Origin of the sequence: Rathayibacter sp. VKM Ac-2762 (genome assembly GCF_009866585.1) — a bacterium.
Lineage (GTDB): Bacteria > Actinomycetota > Actinomycetes > Actinomycetales > Microbacteriaceae > Rathayibacter.
The window spans coordinates 2,051,516-2,073,994 of sequence record NZ_CP047419.1 but is presented as its reverse complement, the minus strand read 5'-3'; the positions used below and the strand labels follow the sequence as shown (position 1 = coordinate 2,073,994).

Sequence of the window (22,479 nt, the reverse complement as noted above, 5' to 3'; positions counted from 1 at the left end):
ACCCTCGGCGGCCGCCGCGGCCCGTCCGTGCGTCCGGGGGCGGCACTGCGAGGGCGGCTCTGCCAGGACGGGGCACCCGGATCGATCAGCGCGCCAGCGCTGCCAGCTCCGCCCGGGTGCGGGCCCCGGCCTTGCGCAGCAGGTTCGACACGTGGAACTTCACCGTGTTGCCGCTGATGCCGAGGTCGTCCGCGATCCGCTGGTTCGAGGCGCCGAGCGTGATCAGGTTCAGCACCTCCCGCTCGCGCGCACTGAGCTCGGCGAGGTCGAGTCCGTCGGGCTGCGCCGGCGGATCGAGGGGGAGGCGGATCGACAGGGTCGACCCCCAGCCCGCGGTCGACGCGACCGAGAGCTCCCCGTCGAGCCCGCGCACGCGCTCGGCGATCGGGCGCAGGGCGTCGTCGCGGGTCGTCAGCTCGCCCCGGCCGTCGTCGCGGATCTCGATGAGCAGGTTGAGCCCGTCGCAGTCCCACTGGATCCGCACACGGCGCGTCTGCTCCGACTCCACGAACGCCAGCACGGCGCTCCGCACGATCGCGCGGGCCGCGTGCGCCACCTCGCCGGGGAGGGCGCGCCCGGTGGCGGGCGGCTCGACGAACTGCACGTCGAGGTCGCCGAAGCGCACGAGCGGGCGCAGGTCGCTCCGGAGCCGCGCGAACGCGCCCACGACGGGCTCCAGCATCGCGCTGCGCTGCTCGTCCGAGGCGGTGCGCAGCTCGACCAGGGCGTTCGCGGCGATGTCGATCGCGACGGTGCGGGCCGCACGGTCGTCGAGGCGCTCGGCGCGCAGGGCGGCGAGCACCGACTCCAGCGCCACCGCGTGCCGGTCGGCCTGCTCGGCGACCGTGCGGGCGTGCTGCTGCAGCAGGGTGCGGGAGGCGGGGGACTCGGCGGGATCCATCCCCCGAACCTACCCGTCCTACCCGGGAGCGGCACCGCCCACCCGATCGGGTAGGTGGGCCTCCTCGATCAGGTGGCGCGCGGATCCGGTCGCTGGGCGCACTGTGGATCCATGCCCGCTGACGACCGCACCACCGACCCCGCAGAGGCGCTCGCCGTGATCGCCGCCGAGGTGTCCGCCGCGACCGCCTCGCTGACGACCGACCGGCTCGAGCCCGTCCTCGAGCTGCTCGCCGGCGCCGACCGCGTCTTCGTCCACGGCGCCGGCCGCTCCGGCCTCGCCCTGCGGATGACCGCGATGCGCCTCATGCACCTCGGACTCGTGGTGCACGTGGTCGGCGACGTGACGACCCCGGCGATCCGCGGCGGCGACGTGCTGCTCACCGCGAGCGGCTCCGGCACCACCGGGGGCATCGTCCGCGCCGCGCAGGCCGCCGTCGACGCCGGAGCGCGGGTCGCGGCGATCACGACCGCCGCCGACTCCCCGCTGGCCGGGCTCGCCTCCGCCGTGGTGGTCGTGCCCGCCGCCGACAAGCTCGACCGCTCCGGGGCCGCCTCGGCGCAGTACTCCGGCGGGCTCTTCGAGCAGGTCGTCGTGCTCACCGGCGACGCCCTGTTCCACGCGCTCTGGCAGCGCCGCGGCGACAGCGCCGACGAGCTCTGGCCGCGCCACGCGAACCTCGAATGACCCGACTCCCCACCTCGACAGGAAGAAGAACCCCGTGAAGCTCCAGTTCGCCATGGACACCCTGAGCACCGACGCCGCCCTCGAGCTCGCCGCTGCCGCCGCCCCGCACGTCGACATCCTCGAGCTGGGCACCCCGCTCATCAAGAGCGCCGGCCTCTCCGCCATCACCGCCGTCAAGGAGGCGCACCCCGACAAGACGGTCTTCGCCGACCTCAAGACGATGGACGCGGGCGAGCTCGAGGCCGACATGGCCTTCGCGGCCGGCGCCGACCTCGTGACGGTCCTCGGCGTCGCTGGCGACAGCACCATCGCCGGCGCGATCGCCGCCGGGAGGAAGCACGGCAAGGGCGTCGTCGTCGACCTCATCGGCGTGCCCGACAAGGCCGCCCGCGCCCGCGAGGTCGTCGCCCTCGGCGCCGAGTTCGTCGAGATGCACGCCGGTCTGGACGAGCAGGCGGAGGAGGGCTTCACCTTCGAGACCCTGCTGCGCGACGGCGAGTCCTCGGGCGTGCCGTTCTCGGTCGCGGGCGGCGTGAGCACCGCCACCATCGAGTCGGTGCAGCGCGCCGGCGCCCTCGTGGCCGTCGCGGGCGGGGCCATCTACGGCGCCCCGGACGTCGGCGAGGCCGCCGCGGCCCTCCGCGCCGCCATCGTCTGACCCGTCGGCGCCGCCGCCCCCGAGGCCCGCTGATCCGGGTCGCGAGGGCGGCGGCGCCCTCGTTCCGCGCGGGAGGCGGCAGCGCATCCCCGCCGGACGCCCGGCCCCTCTCGACTCGCCGACGGCGCGGTCCTACAGTGGCTGCGACGACCCTCGACTCCCGCCGCGGGACCGACGGCGCCGTCGCGAGCGGAGGGAAGCCGTGTCCTCGACCGCCCCCGTGCCCGGAGCCGCCGTCGACGCCTCGACGAGGCTCCGCGACTTCCACCAGATCCTCCTCAACACCGCCGTCGCGAACGTGACGACGAGCTTCCTCTGGTTCGCGCTCACGTTCTGGGTGTACCTCGAGACGCGCTCCGTCCTGGCGACAGGGATCATCGGCGGCGCCTACATGCTGCTCGTCGCGGTCTTCGCGATGGCCTTCGGCACGATCGTGGACCGGCACCGCAAGTTCCGCGTCATGGTGTTCGCCGGCGCGGTCACGCTCGTGTCGTTCGGCGTCGCGGGCGGTCTCTTCCTCGCGCTGCCCGAGGCGGCGCTCCTGGACTTCCGCGCCCCCTGGTTCTGGGTGTTCTCGGGCACGATCCTCTTCGGCGCCGTCATCGAGAACATGCGCAACATCGCCCTGTCCACGACGGTGACCCTGCTGGTCCCGGTGGAGGGGCACGCCCGCGCGAACGGCCTCGTCGGCACGGTCCAGGGCCTCGCCTTCGTGGTGACGAGCGTCTTCAGCGGGCTCGCCATCGGCCTGCTCGGCATGGGGTGGACGCTGGTGATCGCGATCGGCCTCTCCGCCGCCGCGCTCCTGCACCTCCTGTTCCTGCGCATCCCGGAGGACCGGCCCGCGCCGACGGGGGAGAGGGCGCCGCTGATCGATCTCCGCGGCAGCATCACCGCGGTGCGGGCGGCGACCGGGCTGTTCGCGCTCATCGTCTTCTCGACGTTCAACAACCTGATCGGCGGCGTCTACATGGCGCTGATGGACCCGTACGGCCTCGAGCTGTTCCCGGTCGAGCTGTGGGGCGTGGTGCTCGGAGTGACGGCGACCGGCTTCGTCATCGGCGGTCTGCTCGTCGCGAGGTTCGGGCTCGGGAGGAACCCCATCCGGACGATGCTGCTGCTCGTGATGGCGATGGGCCTGATCGGCGCGGTCTTCACCCTCCGCGACTGGTGGTGGCTCTACGCCGGCGGCATCTGGATCTACATGACCCTGATCCCGGCGGTCGAGGCCGCCGAGCAGACGGTGATCCAGAAGGTCGTCCCCTTCGAGACCCAGGGGCGCGTCTTCGGCTTCGCGGCGGCGTTCGAATCGGCCGCCGCTCCGATCACGTCGTTCCTCATCGCCCCGATCGCCGAGTTCGCGATCATCCCGTACATGGAGTCGCCGGCCGGGCGCTCGGCGTTCGGCGGGCTGCTCGGCGACGGCATCGGCCGGGGGATCGCGCTGGTGTTCCTGGTCGGCGGAGTCGTCATGATCGTCGCGGCCGGCGCGGCGATGCTCACCCGCTCCTACCGCGTCATGTCGGCGCAGTACCTGCGGGAGGCCGCGGCGAGCGGAGCGGCGGGGTCGGGCGATGCGTCCGTGGCCGACGCGTCCGCGACCGGCGCCTCCGACTCCGGATCCGCGGAGGACGGGGCCGTCGAGGCGCCCGCCCCCGCCGAGAGCGCCGCCGACCGCCGCCTCTGAGCCCGCCCCGCCCGGGTCAGTGCCCGCGCGCGATCCACTCCTCGCGGTGCGGCGCCTCCGCTCCGATCGTGGTCGAGTCGCCGTGGCCGGTCCGGACCACCGTCGCGGCGGGCAGCGTCAGCAGGCGCTCCGTGATCGAGTCGATGATCGTCGGGAAGTCGCTGTAGGAGCGGCCGGTGGCCCCCGGCCCGCCCTGGAAGAGGGTGTCGCCGGTGAACACCGTGCCGAGCGCCTCGGCGACGAAGCAGACGGCGCCGGGGGTGTGGCCCGGGGTGTGCCGCACCTCGAGCTCGACGCCGGCGACGGGCACGATCCGCCCGTCGACCAGGGCGCCGCTCGGGGCCGTGCCGGGGTGCACGGCGTCCCACAGCATCCGGTCGGCCTCGTGGAGCAGCACCGGGGCGCCGGTCGCAGCGCGGACTCCCTCGACCGCGTCGAGGTGGTCGTCGTGCCCGTGGGTCAGCAGCACGGCGAGGAGCCGGCGCTCGCCGACGGCCGCGAGGATCGCGTCCGCGTCATGGGCCGCGTCGATGACGACGCACTCGGAGTCGTCGCCGACGATCCAGACGTTGTTGTCGACGTCCCAGGTGCCGCCGTCGAGGCTGAAGGTGCCGCTCGTGACGAGCTGCTCGATCCGCGCGCCCATCAGAGCACCACCACCGAGCGGAGCACGTCGCCGCCGGCCATCGTGGCGAAGGCCTCCTCGATGTCCTCGATCCCGATCCGCTCGCTCACGAACTCGTCCAGGGGCAGTCGGCCCTGGAGGTAGAGGCCGGTCAGCATCGGGAAGTCCCTCTCCGGCAGGCAGTCGCCGTACCAGCTCGACTTCAGCGAGCCGCCGCGGCCGAAGACGTCGAGCAGGGGGATCTCGAGCGTCATCTCGGGAGTCGGCACCCCGACCAGCACCACGGTCCCGGCGAGGTCGCGGGCGTAGAACGCCTGGCGCCAGGTCTCGGGGCGGCCCACGGCGTCGATGACGACGTCCGCTCCGAAGCCGTTCGTCAGGGCCTGCACCGCCGCGACGACGCCCGCCTCGTCGAGGCCGCTGGAGTCGATGACGTGCGTGGCGCCGAGCTTCTCGGCCGCGACCAGCTTCTTGGGGTCCCGGTCGATCGCGATGACCGTGCCGGCGCCCGCGAGAGCGGCGCCGACCACGGCGGCCGTGCCGACTCCTCCGCAGCCGATGACCGCGACGGAGTCGCCGCGCGTCACGTTCCCGGTGTTCATCGCCGCGCCGAGGCCGGCCATGATCCCGCAGCCGAGCAGGCCCACCGCGGCGGGGTCCGCCTCCGGATCGACCTTCGTGCACTGCTTCGCGTGCACGAGGGTCTTCTCGGCGAAGGCGCCGATCCCGAGGGCGGGGCTGAGCTCGGTGCCGTCCTCCAGGGTCATCCGCTGCGTCGCGTTGAAGGTGTCGAAGCAGTACCAGGGCTCGGCCCGGGTGCAGGCCCGGCACTCGCCGCAGACCGCGCGCCAGTTGAGGACCACGAAGTCGCCGACCGCGACGTGGGTGACTCCCTCTCCGATCGCGCTGACCCGTCCGGCCGCCTCGTGACCGAGGAGGAAGGGGAAGTCGTCGCTGATCCCGCCCTCGCGGTAGTGGAAGTCGGTGTGGCAGACACCGCAGGTCTCGATGTCGACCACGGCCTCGCCCGGGCCCGGGTCGGGGACGACGATGTCGACGAGCTCCACGGGAGCGCCCTTCGACCGGGCGATGACGCCGCGCACAGTGGTGGGCATGGGGGCTCCTTCGACGGGGGCGTGCAGGTCCGCTCCACAGTAACGACCGCGGGATGCGGGTGCGCCGGGTGGACGCGGGCGCTCCCGCTCTCTCCGGTGCCGGGCCGCCCGCCTCGCGGACCGCGACCCTGACAGTCGGTAGGGTGCGGGCCATGCGCACTCTGTACCCCGAGATCGAGCCCCACGACTCCGGCATGCTCGACGTCGGCGACGGCCACTCGCTCTACTGGGAGGTCTCGGGCAACCCCGAGGGCAAGCCCGTCGTGTTCCTGCACGGCGGCCCCGGAGCCGGCACCTCGCCCGCCCACCGCCGGCTGTTCGACCCCGAGAAGTACCGCATCGTGCTGTTCGACCAGCGCATGTGCGGCCGCTCCACCCCGCACGCCGGCGAGCCGGAGGCCGACCTCTCGACCAACACCACCTGGTACCTCGTCGCCGACATCGAGCGCCTCCGCGAGCACCTCGGCGTCGAGCGCTGGCTCGTGCTCGGCGGCTCCTGGGGCTCGACCCTCGCCCTCGCCTACGCCGAGACCCATCCCGAGCGGGTCAGCGAGATCGTCCTCCGCGGGATCTTCACCCTCCGCCGCGCCGAGCTCGAGTGGTTCTACGAGGGCGGCGCCGCCGCGGTCTACCCGGATCTCTGGGAGGGCTACACCTCGGTCGTCCCGGCCGGCGAGCGGGGCAGCCTCATCGAGGCGTACTACCGCCTCCTCCACGACGCGGACCCCGCCGTGCACGGCCCCGCCGGTGTCGCCTGGACCACTTGGGAGGCGTCGACCATCACCCTCCTGCAGAAGCCGGAGCTGATCGCGGACTGGTCCGATCCCGTCTTCGCGCTCGCCTTCGCCCGCATCGAGAACCACTTCTTCGTGCACAGGGGCTGGCTGGAGGAGGGGCAGCTGATCCGCGACGCCGGTGTCCTCCGCGACATCCCGGCCGTCATCGTGCAGGGCCGCTACGACATGTGCACCCCGGCCTTCACCGCCTGGGACCTGCACCGGGCCTGGCCCGAGGCCGACTTCCGGATGATCGCCGACGCGGGCCACGCCTTCGACGAGCCGGGGATCCTCGACGCGCTGATCGAGGCGACGGACCGCTTCGCGTCCTGACGGGCGGGGCGGTCCGCGCCTCGCGGCCGGGATGCCCGGGCGCCCGTGCCTGAGCGTCCCGCGCCCGGTGCCGTCGTGCCCCGGGAGCGGGTCTACCCTGATCAGATGCGCGCGGACGACGCCTCCGGGATGGAGGACTGGCCCACCGGCCGGCTGCTCTCCACCGCCTCCCGGATGGTCGAGCACGCCTGGCACGGCGCCCTCGCCGAGATCGGCCTCACCCACGCCGGCCTGATCGTGCTGCACCTCCTGCAGGCGGGTCCCGTCGCGCAGAAGGAGCTGGCCGCCGCGGCCCACGTCGAGGTGCAGACCATGTCGCGCACCATCGAGCGCCTCGAGCGCGAGGGCCACGTCTCGCGCACCACGGATCCGTCGGACCGCCGCCGGCAGCTCGTCGCGCTCACCGACGCGGGCGGCGAGGCCTGGCGCCGGGCGCACCGCCTCGAGGTCGACATGTTCCCGGGCTCGCTCGAGCACGGCCCCCTGCGCGAGGCGCTGCTCGAGATCATCCGCTCGGCCAGCGAGTCGCGCTGGGGCTGACCGCAAGCCCGAGCGGAGCCCGTCCGCGGAGCGCTAGCTTCGTCGGCATGACCTTCAACGACGACTCCCAGCTCAGCGGCGGCAAGGTCCGCCGTCGCGGCCGCACCACCGGCATCGCCGTCGGCGGGGGCGCGGTGGGCGTGGTCGTGCTCGCGCTGCTCTCGCAGCTGCTCGGCGTGAACCTCTCGGGCCTCGGCGAGGTGTTCGGCGGAGGCGGGTCCTCGCCGGAGGGCGTCACCTCCACCGCGGTGGCCTGCGACAGCGGCGCCGACGCGAACACGCAGGTCGACTGCCGCCTCGAGGGTGCGGCCGAGTCGCTCGACCGCTACTGGGGCGAGCAGACGCCGACCCTCGGAGTCGCCTACACGACCCCGACCGGCGTCGACCTGTTCGAGGACAGCACCACCACCGGCTGCGGGAGCGCGACCGCCGCGGTCGGCCCGTTCTACTGCCCGCCGGACCGGACGATCTACCTCGACACCGACTTCTTCGACGAGCTGCGCACCCGGTTCGACACCTCGGGCGGATCGCTCGCGCAGATGTACATCCTCGCCCACGAGTGGGGCCACCACATCCAGAACCTGACCGGCGCGATGGAGTCGGCCGACCGCTCCGGCACCGGCCCCGAGTCGGACTCGGTGCGCCTCGAGCTGCAGGCCGACTGCTTCGCCGGAGCCTGGGTGGGCGACGCCTCGACGGTGCCCGACGAGACCGGCACGCCCTACCTCAAGCCGGTGACGGCGCAGGAGTACCAGGACGCGCTCGGCGCCGCGGCCGCGGTCGGGGACGACCGCATCCAGGAGCAGGCGACCGGCACCGTCGATCCGGAGGGGTGGACGCACGGCTCGGCCGAGCAGCGCCAGCGCTGGTTCCAGGCCGGCTTCGAGGGCGACGCCACCAGCTGCGACACCTTCGCGGCCGCGCAGCTCTGACCGGGCGCCGCTGAGGGCTCCTCGCCGCTCGATGGGGACCCGCGCGGGTCAGGACACGGAGTCGGCCGGCTCCTCCATGTACCACTCGGTGAACGAGCGCGCCCGCCCGTCCGGGGCGAAGCGGATGACCCAGAGGTTCAGGTAGGTGCGGTCGCCCGGGTAGACGGTGCGCGCCTCCACCACGGCGGTCTCCTCCGTCAGCGCGACCAGGCCCCACGCGAACGTCGGGTCGGCGGGCTCCTCCTCCGCCAGCCACCACTCCACGATCGCGTCGCGCGGAGTGATCGCGTCGCGGTGCGGCGCCGTGAAGTACTCGGCGTCCTCGGTGAACAGTGCGGCCACGTCGGCCGCGTCGTCCGTGGCCCAGGCCTTCTCGTAGCCGGTGATCCAGCTCTCGATGTCGATCATCCGCCCATCCTCGTCCTGCCCGACGCGCGCGGGAAGGAGGAGGAGGGAACAAAGCGGCGGCCCGTGCTGTTGAGCCCCGAGCCGGTCGAAAGCAGAGCCGAGCGATACGATCCCGCCGACGACGGCCCGCCCGCCGCCGCGGTCCGGGTGCGCGTCCGCCGCCGACACGAAGGACAGCCGTGCCCGACTCCGACAGACGCTCCCTGACCCGCTCGCCGGACCCGCGCCTCATCACCGCCGTCCTCGCCTTCGCGGGGATGAGCGCCTCCTTCATGCAGACGCTGGTCGTCCCGATCCAGTCCGAGCTGCCGACGCTGCTCGGCGCCGACCGCACCGAGACCGCGTGGGTGATCACCGCGACGCTGCTGAGCGCCTGCATCCTCACCCCGGTCTCGGGCCGCCTCGGCGACCTCTACGGCAAGCGGCGGATGGCCGTGGCCGCGCTGGTCGTCCTCGTGATCGGCTCGATCGTCTGCGCCTTCGCGGGCGACGTGTGGACGCTGGTCGTGGGCCGGGCCCTCCAGGGCGCGGTGATGGGCGTCATCCCGCTCGGCATCTCGATCCTCCGCGACACCCTCCACCGCGACCGGCTCCCCGGCGCGATCGCCCTGGTCAGCGCGACCCTCGGCATCGGCGGCGCGCTCGGCCTGCCGCTCAGCGCCCTCATCGCGCAGAACACCGACTGGCACGTCCTGTTCTGGATGTCCGCGGGCCTCGGCGTCCTCGACATCGTCCTCGTCCTCCTGGTCGTGCCGGTGTCGACGCTGCGCTCGCCCGGCACCTTCGACGTGGTCGGCACGATCGGCCTCGCCCTCGGACTGAGCGGCGTGCTGATCGCCGTCTCGCGCGGCAACGACTCCGGCTGGACGAGCCCCGCGATCCTCGGCTCCGGCCTCGGCGGCATCGCCGTCCTGCTCCTCTGGGGCTGGTACGAGCTGCGGCAGGAGAGCCCGCTCGTCGACCTCCGGGTGGCCGCCCGCCCCGCCGTGCTCTTCACCAACCTCGCCTCGGTGGCGGTCGGCTTCGCGTTCTTCGGCGCCCAGATCACGCTGCCGCAGCGCCTCGAGCTGCCGGCCGCGTCGGGCGTCGGCTTCGGCCTGAGCCTGATCGTGGCGAGCCTCGTGCTCGCGCCCTCAGGCCTGGCGATGATGGCGACGTCCCCGCTCGCCGCCCGCCTCTCGGCGCAGTCCGGGCCGCGGCTCGTGCTGATCGCCGGCTCCGGGCTGATCGCGGTCTCGTACCTGCTGATCCTCCCGTTCGGCGGCGAGGTGTGGCAGATCCTGGTGATCAACGCCCTCATCGGGGTCGGCCTGGGCCTCGCCTACGCCGCGATGCCGACGCTCATCATGCACGCCGTCCCCGCCTCGGAGACCGCCGCCGCGAACGGGCTGAACTCGCTGATGCGCACCCTCGGCACGACGCTCTCCTCCGCCGTGACCGCGGGCGTGCTCGCGCAGCTGACCGTGTCCGTCGGCGACGTGCAGCTGCCGAGCTCGCAGGGCTTCGAGACCACGTTCGTGATCGGCGCGATCGGAGCGCTGGTCGCCGTCGCCCTCGGCCTGCTCATCCCGCGGGCGCCCCGCCCGGAGGCGCGACCCGCTCTGCCCTGACCGGACCGCGCGTCGTCGGCCGCGACTGCTCCTCGCCGAGGACCTGATCGCGGCCGGCGTCGCGCGTCCGCTACTCGTCCTCGAGCAGCATCCGCTCGATCTGCAGCTCGCGCAGCCTCGTCGAGGCCTGCAGGTTCTCGCGCGCGGCGAGCACCAGGCGGCACAGCAGCACCAGCAGGACGATCGCGAGCACCGCGACCGCCGTCACGACGACTCCGTACAGCGCGGTCAGGACTCCCCAGGTCTGGATCATCCCTCGACGCTACGGAGCCGCGCCCGACCTCGCGTCCCCCGCTCGGCGGAGAGCGCGGGGCGGGGCGGGCAGCCGGTGCAGGGGCAGTGGACGCGCAGAGCCCGGCCCGCAGGGGCTCAGCCCGCGAACGCCCCGCGGTACGCCCGCGCCGGGTGCGTCGCCGGCAGCTCGTCCGTCCCGAACAGCTTGCGGCGCAGCGTCCCCTCGGCGTACTCGGTCTGCGCGAGGCCCCGCTCCTGGAGCACCGGCATCACCCGGTCGACGAACTCCTCGTAGCTGCCGGGCAGGATCCAGTTGACGACGTTGATCCCGTCGATCCCCGCGTCGCGCCAGCCCGCCAGGTGGTCGGCGATCTGCTCCGGAGTGCCGACGACCCGTCCGCGCAGCTTCGCCGAGAGCCGGGCCAGATCGCGGACGGTCGGCTCGCGGTCGGGGGAGGCGTCCCGGATCCACTGCAGGTGGCTCTGGCCGGCGTAGGTCTCGATCGCCGAGAGCGGCAGGTCGGGGTCGAGCTTCTCGCCCGTCGCCGGGTCGAAGCCGAGGTTCGAGTGCACGAGGAAGGCGTCGGAGGAGAGGTACTCGTCGATCTCGCGCTCGGCGCGTCGCGCCTCCTCCTCCGTGTCGCCGGTGATGAAGGAGAGCCCCAGGTAGAAGGAGGGCGCACCCGCTCCGCGACCGGCCGCCGCGGCGAGGGCCCGCGTGTCCTCGATCAGCTCGCGGGTCTTCTCCGGCGACCCCGAGAACACGAACTGCGCCTCCGCGTTCCGCGCGGCGAAGCGCCGGCCCGCGGGGGAGGAGCCGGCCTGGAAGAGCACGGGCGTGCGCTGGGGCGACGGAGCCGAGAGGTGCGGCCCCTGCACGCGGTAGCGCTTCCCGACGTGGTCGATGCGGTGGATGCGCGCCGGGTCGGCGAAGGAGCCGCTCTTGTCGCGCAGGAGCGCGCCGTCGTCCCACGAGCCCTCCCACAGCTTGTAGACCACGTCGAGGTACTCCTGCGCCCAGGCGTAGCGCTCGTCGTGCTCCTCGAGCCGGTCGTAGCCGAAGTTGCGGGCCGCGCCGTCGAGGGCGCTGGTGACGATGTTCCAGGCGATCCGCCCCTTCGAGAGGTGGTCGAGGGTCGAGACCTTCCGGGCGAAGTCGAACGGATGCGACTGCAGCACCGAGCTCGTGAACGCGAAGCCGAGGTGCTCGGTGCTCACCGCCAGGGCCGAGAGCAGCACGGACGGGTCGTTGCTGGGCAGCTGCAGCCCCTCGCGGGCGTTGACGTCCCAGTCGCCGTCCGCCGGACCGTAGAGCCCCGCCACGTCGGCGAAGAACATCGCGTCGAAGCGGCCGCGCTCCAGCGTCCGGGCGAGGTCGATCCAGAGCTGCACGTCGTCGAACTCGTGCTGCCGGGCGTCGGGGTGGCGCCAGAGGCCGTGCTGGATGTGGGAGGCGGTGTTCATGACGAACGCGCAGAAGCGCAGCGGGCGGGGCTCGGTGATCACGCTCCCAGGCTAGGCCGGGCGCCTCCCACCGGTCTCGAACGACTCCGCGCGTAGGGTGTCCGACTGTGGAATCCCGCATCCCCGAACCCGCGCACGCCGTCCCTCCGCTGACGGATGCCGTCGCCGAAGCGCTCGACGCCACCACCGTCGCCGAGATCCGCGCCCTGCGCGACGACTTCGCGCGCTTCATGCTCCAGTACAAGTTCGGGATGGACGAGATCGTCACGAAGGTGTCGATCCTGCAGGAGGAGTTCCGCGAGCTGCAGGAGTACAACCCGATCGAGCACGTCACGAGCCGGCTCAAGTCGGCCGACAGCCTGATCGAGAAGATCGAGCGCAAGGGCTGCGAGACGACCTTCGACGGCATCGCCGACGCGATCACCGACATCGCCGGCGTGCGGATCACCTGCAGCTTCGTCTCGGACGTCTACCGCGTCTTCGACCTGCTCACCTCGCAGTCCGACGTGACGGTGCTCGAGGTGAAGGACTACATCGCCGAGCCGAAGGAGAACGGCTACAAGAGCCTGCACGCGATCGTCGAGGTGCCCGTGTTCCTCTCCGGCGGATCGGTCGACGTCTGCGTCGAGGTGCAGTTCCGGACCATCGCGATGGACTTCTGGGCGAGCCTGGAGCACAAGATCTACTACAAGTACGACCGCCAGGTCCCGCAGGAGCTCCTCGACGGCCTCGCCGACGCGGCCCGCACCGCCGCCACCCTCGACGCCGACATGGAGCGCCTCCACCGCCAGGTCCGCGGCCCGCTGCCCGGGGCGCGCACCTACGACGTCTGACGCGCCGCCCCACGCCCCCGATCGGGCCGCCCCGACTCCTGCCGATCGAGCACCCCGCGCAGCGGGCCTCTCGAGATCCCCCTACGGAGTCAGCAGCGGCAGCAGCGCCAGCAGCAGCACCGCGGAGCCGTTCAGTGTCGCGTGCGAGACGATCGCCGCTCCGAGCCGCCCGGTGATCGTCGCGATCCAGCCGTGCGCGAGTCCCGCGGTGACCGTGGTCACGCCGAGCGTCACGATCGTCGCCGGGTTCACCATCTGGTGCCCGTGCAGCAGGGCGAAGACCGCCGTGGACGCCAGGATGCTGAACGCCATCGCCCAGATCCGGCGGCCGCGGGTGGGCGGCGCCGACTCCGCGGAGCCCCGGAGCATCCGGTTCCGCACCGCGCGCATCACGACGCCGCGGCAGAGGACCTCCTCGACCAGCGGCGCGACGACGACGGGGATGAGGACCGAGCTCAGCACGAACCACAGCGGGTCGGGGTCGATGTCGAGGTTCCCCTGCGCGTCCTGGAGGAGCGGAGCGAACGCGGCGAGCACGAACAGGATCACGACACGCACCGCGACGCCGAGCCCGATCCCGATGGGCACGTCGATCCAGCGGAACCGCAGCCCGAAGTCGGCCGCCATGGTGCCCAGCCCGCGCAGCCGAGACGCCGCGAACGGCACGATCAGCGCGACGAGGTAGCTCGCGAGCGCCCCCGCGAAGGCGAGTCCGGCGGAGTAGGGGAGCACGCCGAACCCCAACAGCAGGATGAGCACGGCCAGCGGCAGGACGATCCCGACGATCGTGAGCACGGCGGTCGGCAGGCCCCAGCGGACCCGAGGATCGGGCAGGTAGAGGAGGGAGGAGTAGGGCGCGTGGACCGAGGGGAGGGGCTCGACCGGCCACGAGGGCGCCGCAGCGGAGTCGGGCGCGAGCGTCGCGGGATCGGGCGGCGGGAAGGCGTCGGGTTGCATGGCCGGGCCAGCCTACGCAGACCGCCTGGACGGGATCCGGGCCGCAGTCACTGCTCGGCGCGGGCCGGAACGGGAGGGATGTGCGGCGGATCGCGGCGGCGGGGACCTCCGGGTACGAAGAAACCCCCGCCATGTAGAAGCTAGGCGAGGGTTCCAGTGGCTCCGACGGGCGTCGATCCCGTGACCTCACGATTTTCAGTCGTGCGCTCTACCAACTGAGCTACAGAGCCGTTGCGACGTGATGTCGCTGGAGAGGTTATCTCCTGAAAAAGGCCCTTCCTCTCGGAAGGGCCTCTTTGCGACCCTGACGGGACTTGAACCCGCGACCTCCGCCGTGACAGGGCGGCACGCTAACCAACTGCGCTACAGGGCCTCGTTGCGAAGACAAGCATACTGCCTTCGAGGCTGTTCTATTTTCACGCCCCGACCCTCTCGAGCCGGCGCACTTTCCGGTGGTGCTTGTACTTCTGGTGGTGCTGGTAGTACCGACCCATCCGTGACCCCAACGGGATTCGAACCCGTGCTGCCGCCGTGAAAGGGCGGTGTCCTAGGCCACTAAACGATGGGGCCGGAGACTCGCGGGGCGACCCTGCGGCCGACCCCCCATGACTACCGACACGCAAGCATAGGGGGCCGCGGCGCAGGATGCAAAATCGACGGTTCCGCAGGCGGCGTGCACCCCGTCCGGGGTTGACCCGGGTCTAGGAGATCGGGCAGGGCCGCGGTTAGGGTGGGGCGGAATCGCTCTTCCCCCCACCCGCGCGCCGGAGCCGCACCGCCGCGGAGGGAGGGCCCCCTATCCCCGAGGTCCCATGCCCCACTCCCTGCGCCGTCCGCGTCCCGCCCGCCTCCCCGGCGCGCCGCGACTCGGGCGACTCCGAGGTGCTGCCCTGGCCTCCGCCGTCGTCGCGCTCGTCGCCGGCCTGCTCGTCGCCACTCCCGCCCAGGCGGTCGAGTACCCGTCGTGGGCCGACGTCGAGGCGGCGAAGGGCGACACCGCCGCCGCCGCCGCTCAGGTCGACCGGATCACGTCCCTGATCGGCGACCTCCAGAGCGAGGTCGCCTCCGCCCAGCAGCTCGCGCAGCAGCGCGGCGACGAGCACTTCGCCGCTCAGCAGGCGTTCGACGAGGCCTCGGACCAGTCGAAGAAGCTCGAGGACCGGGCCGCCGCCAGCGCCGAGGAGGCCGACAAGGCCTCGCAGCAGGCGGGCCTGCTCGCCGCGCAGCTCTACCGCAGCACCGGCACCGACCTGTCCGTCAACATCTTCCTCGACCAGAAGGCCGGCCAGGCCGACCAGCTGCTGTCGAAGATCGGGAGCATGACCAAGCTGGTCGAGCGCTCCTCCGCGATCTACGAGCAGGCCAGCACCGCCCGGAACACCGCGTCCTCCCTCGCCGACCAGGCCGAGGTCGCGCAGGCGGAGCGCGAGCGCCTCCGCGTCGCCGCCGAGCAGAAGCTGGCCGAGGCGACCGCCGCCCAGGAGGCGTCCGAGGCCGCGCTCGCCGAGCAGCAGGAGCAGAGCGTCGTGCTCGAGCAGCAGCTCGCCGCGCTCCGCGACACCGAGTCGAAGACCGTGGCCGAGTACGAGGCCGGCGTCGCCGCCCGCGAGGCCGAGCGCCTCCGGAAGCTCGCCGAGGAGGAGGCCGCCCGCCAGGCCGCCGCCCAGGCCGAGGCCGCGCGCCGCGAGGCCGCCCGGGCCGCGGCCGCGTCCAGCGGCGGCAGCGGTGGCGGTGGCGGATACGTCGCCCCCTCGGGCGGCGGCGGCTCCAGCGCCGTCAGCGACTCCGGCTGGGTCCGCCCTGCCGGAGGCCGCATCACCGGCACCTTCGGCCCGCGCGACAGCATCTCGACCGGCGGAGGATCCTCCGGCTCGTACCACCGCGGCACCGACCTCGCGGGCGGCTGCGGTATCCCGATCTTCGCGGCGCACAGCGGCACCGTTTCCTACGCGGGCCCCAACGGCACCTACGGCAACTGGGTTCTGATCGACCACGGCAGCGGCATCAGCACCGGCTACGCCCACATCGTGTCCGGCGGGATCTACGTCCGCGTCGGCCAGCAGGTCCAGGCGGGCGAGCAGATCGCCGCCGTCGGCTCGACCGGCGCCTCCACCGGCTGCCACCTGCACTTCGAGACCCGCGTCAACGGCTCCGCCGTCGACGCCCAACCTTTCATGGCCCAACGAGGAGTCACCCTTGGCTGACGCACAGACGACCGCACGCACCTTCACCCCGGCACCCCGGGAGCGCGCCTGGAAGGGCCGCCTCCCGCTCGTCATCTCCGCCGCCTTCGCGGTCACGGCGGTCACCGCGTCCCTCGGCATCACCCCGGCCCTCGCCGACGACGCGAAGTACCCCTCGTGGGACGACGTGCAGAACGCCAAGAAGGACGAGGCGAGCAAGCAGGCCGAGATCGACTCGATCACCGGCCTCATCGCGAGCCTGCAGACCGCGGTCGACGAGAAGTCGATCACCGCGATGAAGAAGGCCGAGGCCTGGCGCCAGGCCAAGGAGGCGCTCGACGCCGCTGCGAAGGCCGTCGCCGACCTCGAGGAGAAGGCGACCACCGCCTCCGCCAAGGCCCAGACCTCGGAGATGCGCGCCGGCCTGCTGGCCGCGCACCTCTCTCGCGCCGCCGGCGGCGACCTCTCCGCCAGCCTCGTGGCCAAGGGCAAGGACGCGGGCGACCTGCTCTACCAGCTCGGCGCGATGTCGCAGCTCTCGGAGCAGTCGCAGAAGGTCTACGCCGACGCCCTCGCCGACAAGCAGAACGCGGAGTCGCTCGGCGACCAGGCCGACCGCGCTGTCACCGAGCACCAGGCGCTCTCGGACGAGGCCGACGCCGCCCGCAAGGACGCCGACGCCGCCGCCGAGTCGGCCCGCGCGTCGCTCTCGGCGCAGGAGGAGAAGTCGCAGGAGCTGGTCGCCCAGCTCGCGCTGCTGAAGGACTCCTCGGTCGAGGCCGAGACCCAGTACCTCGCGGGCGAGCAGAAGCGCCAGGCCGACGAGGCCGCCGCTCAGGCGCAGGCCGAGGCGGAGGCCGCCGCTCAGGCGCAGTCCACCGCCCGCTCCGCCCAGCAGCAGTCCTCGGCGCAGGCCGACACCGCCGCCCCGTCGCGTCAGACCGCGTCCCTCCCGCAGCCCGCCGCGCCGCAGCCCGCGCAGCAGCAGCCCGCTCCTGCTCCGGCCCAGCCCGCTGCTCAGCCGGTCGCCCAGCCGGCGGCTCAGCCGCTCCCGCAGCCGGTGACCGCTCCGGTCCTGGTGCCGACCAGCGGCGCCGTCGAGAACGCGATCTCGTACGCGATGGCGCAGCTCGGCGAGGAGTACGTCCTCGGCGGCATGGGCCCGGACCAGTGGGACTGCTCGGGCCTCACCAAGGCCTCGTACGCGTCCTCGGGCATCTACATCGGCACCCACTCGGCGACGAACCAGTACAACACGATGGCCGGCGCCGGCAAGCTCGTCCCCTACAGCCAGCGCCAGCGCGGCGACCTGATCTTCTGGGGCGGCGGCGGGGACTACTACCACGTGGCCATCTACCTCGGGAACAACCAGATCATCGAGGCCGCCGACTACGGCAAGCCCGTGCGCATCTGGAACACCTGGGGCACGCCCGCCGGCATGGTCGGCCGCCCGGCCGCCTGAGCCGCGGCCGCACAGCACAACGAGAGAACCCCCTCCTGTCGAGACGACGGGAGGGGGTTCCTTCGTTGATGCGAGGGGTCAGTGACCCTCTTCGGCCAGCTTCTTGATGCCGTCCTGGACGATCTGCTCCGCCTCGGCGGCGTCGCCCCACGCGTCGACCTTGACCCACTTGCCGGGCTCGAGGTCCTTGTAGCGCTCGAAGAAGTGCTTGATCTCGTTCTTCGTCTGCTCCGGGACGTCGCCGATGTCCTGGATGTGCTGCCAGCGCGGGTCCTTCGCGGGGACCACGATCACCTTCGCGTCGGAGCCGGCCTCGTCGCTCATGTTGAGCACGCCGACCGGGCGGACGGAGACGCCCACGCCCGGGAAGACGGGGTACTCGAGCAGCACCAGCGCGTCGACGGGGTCGCCGTCGAGGCCGAGGGTGTTCTCGAAGTACCCGTAGTCCGTCGGGTAGACGAAGGAGGTGAAGAGCACGCGGTCGAGGTAGACGCGACCGGTCTCGTGGTCGACCTCGTACTTGTTGCGGCTCCCCTTGGGGATCTCGACGACGACGTCGTATGCGGCCATGCTCTCTCCTTGAGTCGGTGGCGCCGTGAGCGGCGCATCGGCGGACGGATCGGCCTCCGGAACGCTCGCGCGGGTGCGCGCGCGGGAGGGGCGGATCGCTGGCATTACGTTACTTGATGTGCCCGATCGCCCCCGCCTGACCCCCGCCGTCGCCGATCTGCGGCGGGCGGTGCGCGAGAGCCTCGACGGGCTCGCCCCCGGAGCGCTCGTGCTGGTCGCGCTGAGCGGGGGAGCGGACTCGCTCGCGCTCGCGGCGGCGGTCGCCTTCGAGGCCCCGCGAGGCGGGAGGCGGGCCGGCGCGGTGATCGTCGACCACGGGCTGCAGGAGGCGTCGGCGGAGGTCGCGCGGCGGGCCGCGGAGCAGGCGCACGGGCTGGGGCTCGCGCCGGTGCTGCGCGAGGTGGTGACGGTGTCCGCCGAGGGCGGTCCGGAGGCGGCCGCCCGCAGCGCGCGCTACCGCGCCTTCGTCGACGCGCTGACCGCGACGGGCGCCGCCGCGATCCTCCTGGGCCACACCCTCGACGACCAGGCCGAGACGGTGCTGCTGGGGCTCGCCCGCGGAGCCGGTGCGGCCTCGCTGCACGGGATGGCGCCGGTCAGCGGGCCGCTGAGGCGGCCGCTCCTGGGCCTGCGCCGCGAGACGACCCGTCTCGCCTGCTCCGACCAGGGGCTCGTGCCGTGGGACGACCCGCACAACGACGACCCCCGCTACTCGCGGGTCCGGGTGCGGAACCGCGTGCTGCCCGTGCTGGAGGACGAGCTCGGGCCGGGAGTGGCGCAGGCCCTTGCGCGCACGGCCGAGCAGCTGCGGGAGGACGGGGACGCGCTCGACGCGCTCGCCCTCGACTGGGCGCTCGAGCTGGTGGGCCAGGACGAGGCGGGGCACGTCACGGTCGACGCGCGCGGGCTCGCGGCGGACCCGCCGGCGCTGCGGCAGCGGATCATCCGCCTGGTCGTGGCGAACGAGTTCGGAGTCGCGCTCTCGCGCTCGCAGACGCTGGCGGTCGCCGCGCTGGTCACCGACTGGCACGGCCAGAAGGGCGTCGACCTCCCCGGCGTCCTCGCCACCCGCCGCGGCACCACCCTCGTCTTCGCACCCGCGGCCCCCTGACCCCGTCCCCGCCAGACGCCCGACCCCTCCCCGCGAGATCCCGCTCCGGCACGCGACTCGCCGACAGAGGTGTACCGGAGCGGAGTCTCGCGGGGGGGGGCGGGGGCCGGGCACCCGTAGAGTGGCCGGGTGGAAGCAGCCGACATCGCCGACGACATCACCGAGGTCCTCTACACCGAGGCCGAGATCCACGAGCGGATCCGCGACCTGGCCCGCGCCATCGAGCGCGACTACGCGGGCGAGAACCTGCTCATCGTCGGGGTGCTGCGCGGCGCCGTGATGGTGATGGCCGATCTGGCCCGCGAGCTCAAGCTCGACATCGTCATGGACTGGATGGCCGTCTCGTCCTACGGGAGCGGTACCAAGTCCTCCGGCGTCGTGCGGATCCTGAAGGACCTCGACTCCGACATCACGAACCGCAAGGTGCTGATCGTCGAGGACATCATCGACTCCGGCCTCACGCTCTCGTGGCTGCAGGGCAACCTCCGCAGCCGCGGCGCCGAGTCCGTCGAGATCTGCGCGCTGTTCCGCAAGCCCGCGGCCGCCAAGGTCGAGGTCGACGTGGCCTATGTCGGCTTCGACATCCCGAACGAGTTCGTGATCGGGTACGGGCTCGACTACGCCGAGCGCTACCGCAACCTCCGCGATGTCGCCGTCCTCGCCCCGCACGTCTACGAGTAGCCCCGCGGACACCGCGCAGGAGAGCCTCGAGCGGCTCTTCGCGGTGCCGCTGCTGGGCTATCACATGAGCTACCCGACCTCGCTGCGGGCCGACCTCGAGTTCAACTACTGGTGGCTCGCGCACGCGATCGACGCGGCCGTCGACGCCTTCGAGCGCACGGGCGACGAGGCGCACCTGGAGCGGGCCCGGCGGATCCACCGCGCGATCCGCCTCCGCAACGGCGGGCGCCTGGTGAACGGCTACTTCGACGACATGATGTGGCTCGGCGGCGCGCTCGCCCGCCTCGGGGAGGCCTCCGGCGACCCGCGCTTCCTCGACCGGGCCGACCGCCTGTGGCGCTTCGCCGTCGCGAAGGGCTGGAACCTCCGCCACGGGGCGAGCCTCGCCTGGCGCCGCCGGCAGCTGGACTACAAGAACGCGCCCGCGAACGGCCCGTTCGCGATCCTCGGCGCGCGCCTGGAGCGGCTGCGGCCCGACGGCCGGGAGGAGCTCTCGCGCGCCGCCCTCGACTGGATGCACGTGCGCCTCCGCGACGACGACACCGGCTTCGTCGCCGACGGCATCGGCCGCGAGGGAGGCTCCGCGCGCGACGACTGGGCCTTCAGCTACAACCACGCCGTCTACATCGGCGCGGCGCTCGCCCTGCACCGCCTGCGGCCCGACCCCCGCCTGGTCGCCCACGCCTCCCGCACGGCCGAGGACCTGCTGGACCGGCTCGCCCCCGACGGCGTCTTCGTCGACCAGGGATCGGGGGACGGTGCCCTGTTCGGCGGCATCGCCTACCGGCACCTCGTCGACCTCGCCACGACGAGCGGAGTCGCGCCCGCGGTGGCCGCCCGCCTCCGCGGCTTCGTCGCCGGCAGCGTCGCCGCGCTGCAGAGCTCGAGCGTCCGCCGCGGCGTGCTGCTGGCCGGGCCCCGCTGGGACGCGCCTCCGTCGCTGCCCGCCACGCTCTCGGCCGAGATCGGCGCCGTGCTCGCCCTGGAGGCGTCAGCGCGACTGGACCGGTCGCCGGTGCCGTCAGACTGACGGGGTGAAGGCACCCGAGAAGCGCACCGTCGCCGTCGTGATCAACCCGAGCAAGTTCGACGACGTCGGCGCCGCGGAGGACCTGGTCGCGACGATCGCGCGCCGCCACGGCTGGAACGAGCCGCTCTGGTTCGAGACCAGCCCGGGCGACTCCGGTGCCGCTGCGGCCCGCGCCGCGCTCGAGGCGGGCCCGGACCTGGTGTGCTCGATGGGAGGCGACGGCACCGTCCGCGCCGTCGCCACAGTGCTGCGCGGGACCGGCGTCCCCTACGGCCTGCTGCCCAGCGGCACGGGCAACCTCCTCGCGCGGAACCTCGGGATCCCGCTCGGCTCGCTGCCCGAGGCGGTCGAGATCGCCCTGCTCGGGCAGGACCGCGCCATCGACGTGGGCACGGCCGCGTTCGACGACGGCGAGGAGCGGGTGTTCATGGTGATGGGCGGGGTGGGCCTGGACGCCGAGATCATGGACAAGACGGACGAGGAGCTGAAGAAGCGGGTGGGCTGGGGCGCCTACTTCGCGGCGGGCGCGCCGGCGATGTTCAAGGCCGGATTCGAGGTGACCCTCACGATCGACGGCGCGGAGGAGCCTCCGCAGCGCTGCTTCATGGTGCTGGCCTGCAACTGCAGCTCCGTGGTGGCGAACATCGAGCTGGCCGCGGGCGCGGTGCTCGACGACGGCGACCTGGAGCTGGTGCTGCTGCGTCGGCGCTTCGGCCTCGCGCTGGATGTCGCGACCGGCAACCGCAACGGGCTCGCCTCCCTCCGGCAGTGGCCCGGCCGCGAGTTCTCGTTCGAGCTCGACCAGCCGGTGCTCGCCGAGCTGGACGGGGATCCGGTCGGCCGCACCCGCTCCGGGCGCTTCGGCGTGGATCCGAGCGCCCTCCTCGTGCGCCTGCCGGTGCCGACGCCGCGGAGCCCGGGACTGACTCCGCACGACTCGGTGATCGTCGACACGTCCGCCATCGCGACGCTGCTCCCGGGGCCGCCCTCCTCCTGATGCTTGCGCGCTCTTCTTTACGGTTGTAAGTTATCTGACGGACGTAAAGAAGGCGCTCCTCGCGCCGGGAAGAAGGACCCCGTGACCGATCCGCGGCTCACCCGCTCGCGCGAGCTTCTGCTCACCGCGATCACGAGTGCCCTCGACCGCCCGGGCGACGACCAGCCCTCCATCACGGAGCTCTGCGGCGCCGCGGGCGTCAGCCGCCCCACGTTCTACCAGCACTTCGGGGATGTGCCGTCACTGATCGAGGCCGCCGCGGTGGAGCGGATGCACGCGCTGTTCGGTGACGTCGCTCCCGGCACCGCCCCCGCCGACTGGGAGGGCGCGGTCCCCCGCATCGTCCGCGGGCTCCTCGAGGGCCTGCTCGTGCACGCCGACTTCTACCGCCGCGTGCTGAGCGGAGGCACGGCCCGCGCCGTTCAGGAGTCGGTCGTCGCGTTCCTCGCGCAGCGGCTCCTCGCCTTCTCGCCCCTCGCCGAGCGCGGATCGGGCGGCGGCGACCACGCACGCGTCGAGCGCTTCGCCGTCCTCCTCGCCGCCGGCACCACCTGGCTTGTCGTCGGCTGGCTCCTCGACGGCGACGCCCGCCGTCCCGCGGCCTCGGCCTCCGCCGACATCGCCGAGCTCCTCGTCACCGGAGTCGCCTCGCCGCGGCTCGCCGCCCTGCACTCCACGAAGTAGA

At 73.1% G+C, this 22,479-nt stretch carries 23 protein-coding genes and 3 tRNA genes; 15 read left to right on the top strand and 11 right to left on the bottom strand.

Annotated features, from left to right (window positions below):
- Positions 1-85: 85 nt before the first annotated feature.
- Positions 86-901 carry a LuxR C-terminal-related transcriptional regulator gene (locus GTU71_RS09830; protein WP_104239653.1) on the bottom strand — a complete coding sequence of 272 codons (816 nt, stop codon included), beginning with the start codon at positions 899-901 and terminating at the stop codon, positions 86-88.
- 111 nt (positions 902-1,012) lie between these two features.
- On the opposite strand from GTU71_RS09830, the gene hxlB reads away from it, so the two are divergent.
- From hxlB to GTU71_RS09815, 3 genes are all read left to right on the top strand, one after another.
- Positions 1,013-1,588, top strand: a complete 576-nt coding sequence (gene hxlB, locus GTU71_RS09825; protein WP_104249685.1) for a 6-phospho-3-hexuloisomerase — start codon at positions 1,013-1,015, stop codon at positions 1,586-1,588.
- A 34-nt stretch (positions 1,589-1,622) separates the two neighbouring features.
- Positions 1,623-2,246 carry a 3-hexulose-6-phosphate synthase gene (gene hxlA / locus GTU71_RS09820; protein ID WP_159939799.1) on the top strand — a complete coding sequence of 208 codons (624 nt, stop codon included), beginning with the start codon at positions 1,623-1,625 and terminating at the stop codon, positions 2,244-2,246.
- A gap of 220 nt (positions 2,247-2,466) precedes the next feature.
- Positions 2,467-3,933 (top strand): MFS transporter, encoded by a 1,467-nt coding sequence (locus GTU71_RS09815; RefSeq protein WP_208543635.1) that lies wholly within the window; start codon positions 2,467-2,469, stop codon positions 3,931-3,933.
- Positions 3,934-3,949: 16 nt separating this feature from the next.
- On the opposite strand, the gene GTU71_RS09810 is transcribed toward GTU71_RS09815, so the two are convergent.
- Entirely contained in the window at positions 3,950-4,579 is a 630-nt protein-coding gene (locus GTU71_RS09810) for an MBL fold metallo-hydrolase (protein ID WP_104224396.1), read from the bottom strand.
- Positions 4,579-5,673: an S-(hydroxymethyl)mycothiol dehydrogenase gene (locus tag GTU71_RS09805; protein WP_104226021.1), complete on the bottom strand. Its 1,095-nt coding sequence runs from the start codon at positions 5,671-5,673 to the stop codon at positions 4,579-4,581. Before GTU71_RS09805 ends, GTU71_RS09810 begins: the two co-directional genes overlap by 1 nt.
- Before the next feature lie 152 nt (positions 5,674-5,825).
- On the opposite strand from GTU71_RS09805, the gene pip reads away from it, so the two are divergent.
- The 3 genes from pip to GTU71_RS09790 all read left to right on the top strand — a co-directional run bounded on the left by pip (position 5,826) and on the right by GTU71_RS09790 (position 8,254).
- Positions 5,826-6,782 (top strand): prolyl aminopeptidase, encoded by a 957-nt coding sequence (pip, locus tag GTU71_RS09800; RefSeq protein WP_104226020.1) that lies wholly within the window; start codon positions 5,826-5,828, stop codon positions 6,780-6,782.
- 105 nt (positions 6,783-6,887) lie between these two features.
- Positions 6,888-7,322 carry a MarR family transcriptional regulator gene (locus tag GTU71_RS09795; protein WP_104224399.1) on the top strand — a complete coding sequence of 145 codons (435 nt, stop codon included), beginning with the start codon at positions 6,888-6,890 and terminating at the stop codon, positions 7,320-7,322.
- A 47-nt stretch (positions 7,323-7,369) separates the two neighbouring features.
- Positions 7,370-8,254, top strand: coding sequence for a neutral zinc metallopeptidase (locus tag GTU71_RS09790; RefSeq protein WP_104224400.1), 885 nt, complete (start codon positions 7,370-7,372; stop codon positions 8,252-8,254).
- A gap of 48 nt (positions 8,255-8,302) precedes the next feature.
- Here GTU71_RS09790 and GTU71_RS09785 read toward each other — a convergent pair whose 3' ends face one another.
- Positions 8,303-8,662: a nuclear transport factor 2 family protein gene (locus GTU71_RS09785; RefSeq protein WP_104249695.1), complete on the bottom strand. Its 360-nt coding sequence runs from the start codon at positions 8,660-8,662 to the stop codon at positions 8,303-8,305.
- Between the two features lie 179 nt (positions 8,663-8,841).
- Here GTU71_RS09785 and GTU71_RS09780 point away from each other — a divergent pair, with 179 nt between their 5' ends.
- Positions 8,842-10,272, top strand: coding sequence for an MFS transporter (locus tag GTU71_RS09780; RefSeq protein WP_244230520.1), 1,431 nt, complete (start codon positions 8,842-8,844; stop codon positions 10,270-10,272).
- A gap of 70 nt (positions 10,273-10,342) precedes the next feature.
- Here the strand turns inward: GTU71_RS09780 and GTU71_RS09775 are convergent, their stop codons facing one another.
- Together GTU71_RS09775 and GTU71_RS09770 are read right to left on the bottom strand one after the other, a co-directional pair.
- A complete protein-coding gene (locus tag GTU71_RS09775) occupies positions 10,343-10,525 on the bottom strand; it encodes a hypothetical protein (protein WP_104224402.1) in 183 nt (60 codons plus the stop codon).
- A gap of 116 nt (positions 10,526-10,641) precedes the next feature.
- Positions 10,642-12,009 (bottom strand): NtaA/DmoA family FMN-dependent monooxygenase, encoded by a 1,368-nt coding sequence (locus tag GTU71_RS09770; RefSeq protein WP_104224408.1) that lies wholly within the window; start codon positions 12,007-12,009, stop codon positions 10,642-10,644.
- Between the two features lie 191 nt (positions 12,010-12,200).
- On the opposite strand from GTU71_RS09770, the gene GTU71_RS09765 reads away from it, so the two are divergent.
- Complete coding sequence (locus GTU71_RS09765; protein WP_104224409.1) at positions 12,201-12,803, top strand: GTP pyrophosphokinase family protein; 603 nt, start codon at positions 12,201-12,203, stop codon at positions 12,801-12,803.
- Between the two features lie 81 nt (positions 12,804-12,884).
- Here GTU71_RS09765 and GTU71_RS09760 read toward each other — a convergent pair whose 3' ends face one another.
- The 4 genes from GTU71_RS09760 to GTU71_RS09745 form a co-directional block, all read right to left on the bottom strand.
- The gene (locus GTU71_RS09760; RefSeq protein WP_159939795.1) at positions 12,885-13,760 is read right to left on the bottom strand and encodes a type II CAAX endopeptidase family protein; all 876 of its coding nucleotides are present in this window, start codon (positions 13,758-13,760) and stop codon (positions 12,885-12,887) included.
- Between the two features lie 157 nt (positions 13,761-13,917).
- A tRNA-Phe gene (locus tag GTU71_RS09755) sits at positions 13,918-13,990 on the bottom strand.
- A 69-nt stretch (positions 13,991-14,059) separates the two neighbouring features.
- Positions 14,060-14,133: transfer RNA gene (locus GTU71_RS09750), tRNA-Asp, on the bottom strand.
- 124 nt (positions 14,134-14,257) lie between these two features.
- A tRNA-Glu gene (locus GTU71_RS09745) sits at positions 14,258-14,330 on the bottom strand.
- 242 nt (positions 14,331-14,572) lie between these two features.
- Between GTU71_RS09745 and GTU71_RS09740 the strand changes: the two genes are divergently transcribed.
- Together GTU71_RS09740 and GTU71_RS09735 are read left to right on the top strand one after the other, a co-directional pair.
- Positions 14,573-15,964, top strand: a complete 1,392-nt coding sequence (locus GTU71_RS09740; RefSeq protein WP_159939793.1) for a M23 family metallopeptidase — start codon at positions 14,573-14,575, stop codon at positions 15,962-15,964.
- Complete coding sequence (locus GTU71_RS09735) at positions 15,957-17,405, top strand: C40 family peptidase (RefSeq protein ID WP_244230519.1); 1,449 nt, start codon at positions 15,957-15,959, stop codon at positions 17,403-17,405. Before GTU71_RS09740 ends, GTU71_RS09735 begins: the two co-directional genes overlap by 8 nt.
- Before the next feature lie 78 nt (positions 17,406-17,483).
- Here the strand turns inward: GTU71_RS09735 and ppa are convergent, their stop codons facing one another.
- The gene (gene ppa, locus GTU71_RS09730) at positions 17,484-17,975 is read right to left on the bottom strand and encodes an inorganic diphosphatase (protein WP_068255683.1); all 492 of its coding nucleotides are present in this window, start codon (positions 17,973-17,975) and stop codon (positions 17,484-17,486) included.
- A gap of 118 nt (positions 17,976-18,093) precedes the next feature.
- On the opposite strand from ppa, the gene tilS reads away from it, so the two are divergent.
- The 5 genes from tilS (at position 18,094) to GTU71_RS09705 (ending at position 22,478) form a co-directional block, all read left to right on the top strand.
- Positions 18,094-19,086 (top strand): tRNA lysidine(34) synthetase TilS, encoded by a 993-nt coding sequence (gene tilS / locus GTU71_RS09725; protein WP_159939791.1) that lies wholly within the window; start codon positions 18,094-18,096, stop codon positions 19,084-19,086.
- Positions 19,087-19,215: 129 nt separating this feature from the next.
- Complete coding sequence (hpt, locus tag GTU71_RS09720) at positions 19,216-19,767, top strand: hypoxanthine phosphoribosyltransferase (RefSeq protein WP_104224109.1); 552 nt, start codon at positions 19,216-19,218, stop codon at positions 19,765-19,767.
- Between the two features lie 64 nt (positions 19,768-19,831).
- Positions 19,832-20,797 carry a glycoside hydrolase family 76 protein gene (locus GTU71_RS09715; protein WP_159939789.1) on the top strand — a complete coding sequence of 322 codons (966 nt, stop codon included), beginning with the start codon at positions 19,832-19,834 and terminating at the stop codon, positions 20,795-20,797.
- Between the two features lie 4 nt (positions 20,798-20,801).
- Entirely contained in the window at positions 20,802-21,794 is a 993-nt protein-coding gene (locus GTU71_RS09710) for a diacylglycerol kinase family protein (protein WP_159939787.1), read from the top strand.
- 81 nt (positions 21,795-21,875) lie between these two features.
- Positions 21,876-22,478 (top strand): TetR/AcrR family transcriptional regulator, encoded by a 603-nt coding sequence (locus GTU71_RS09705; RefSeq protein ID WP_104224106.1) that lies wholly within the window; start codon positions 21,876-21,878, stop codon positions 22,476-22,478.
- The last annotated feature ends 1 nt before the right edge of the window (position 22,479 follow it).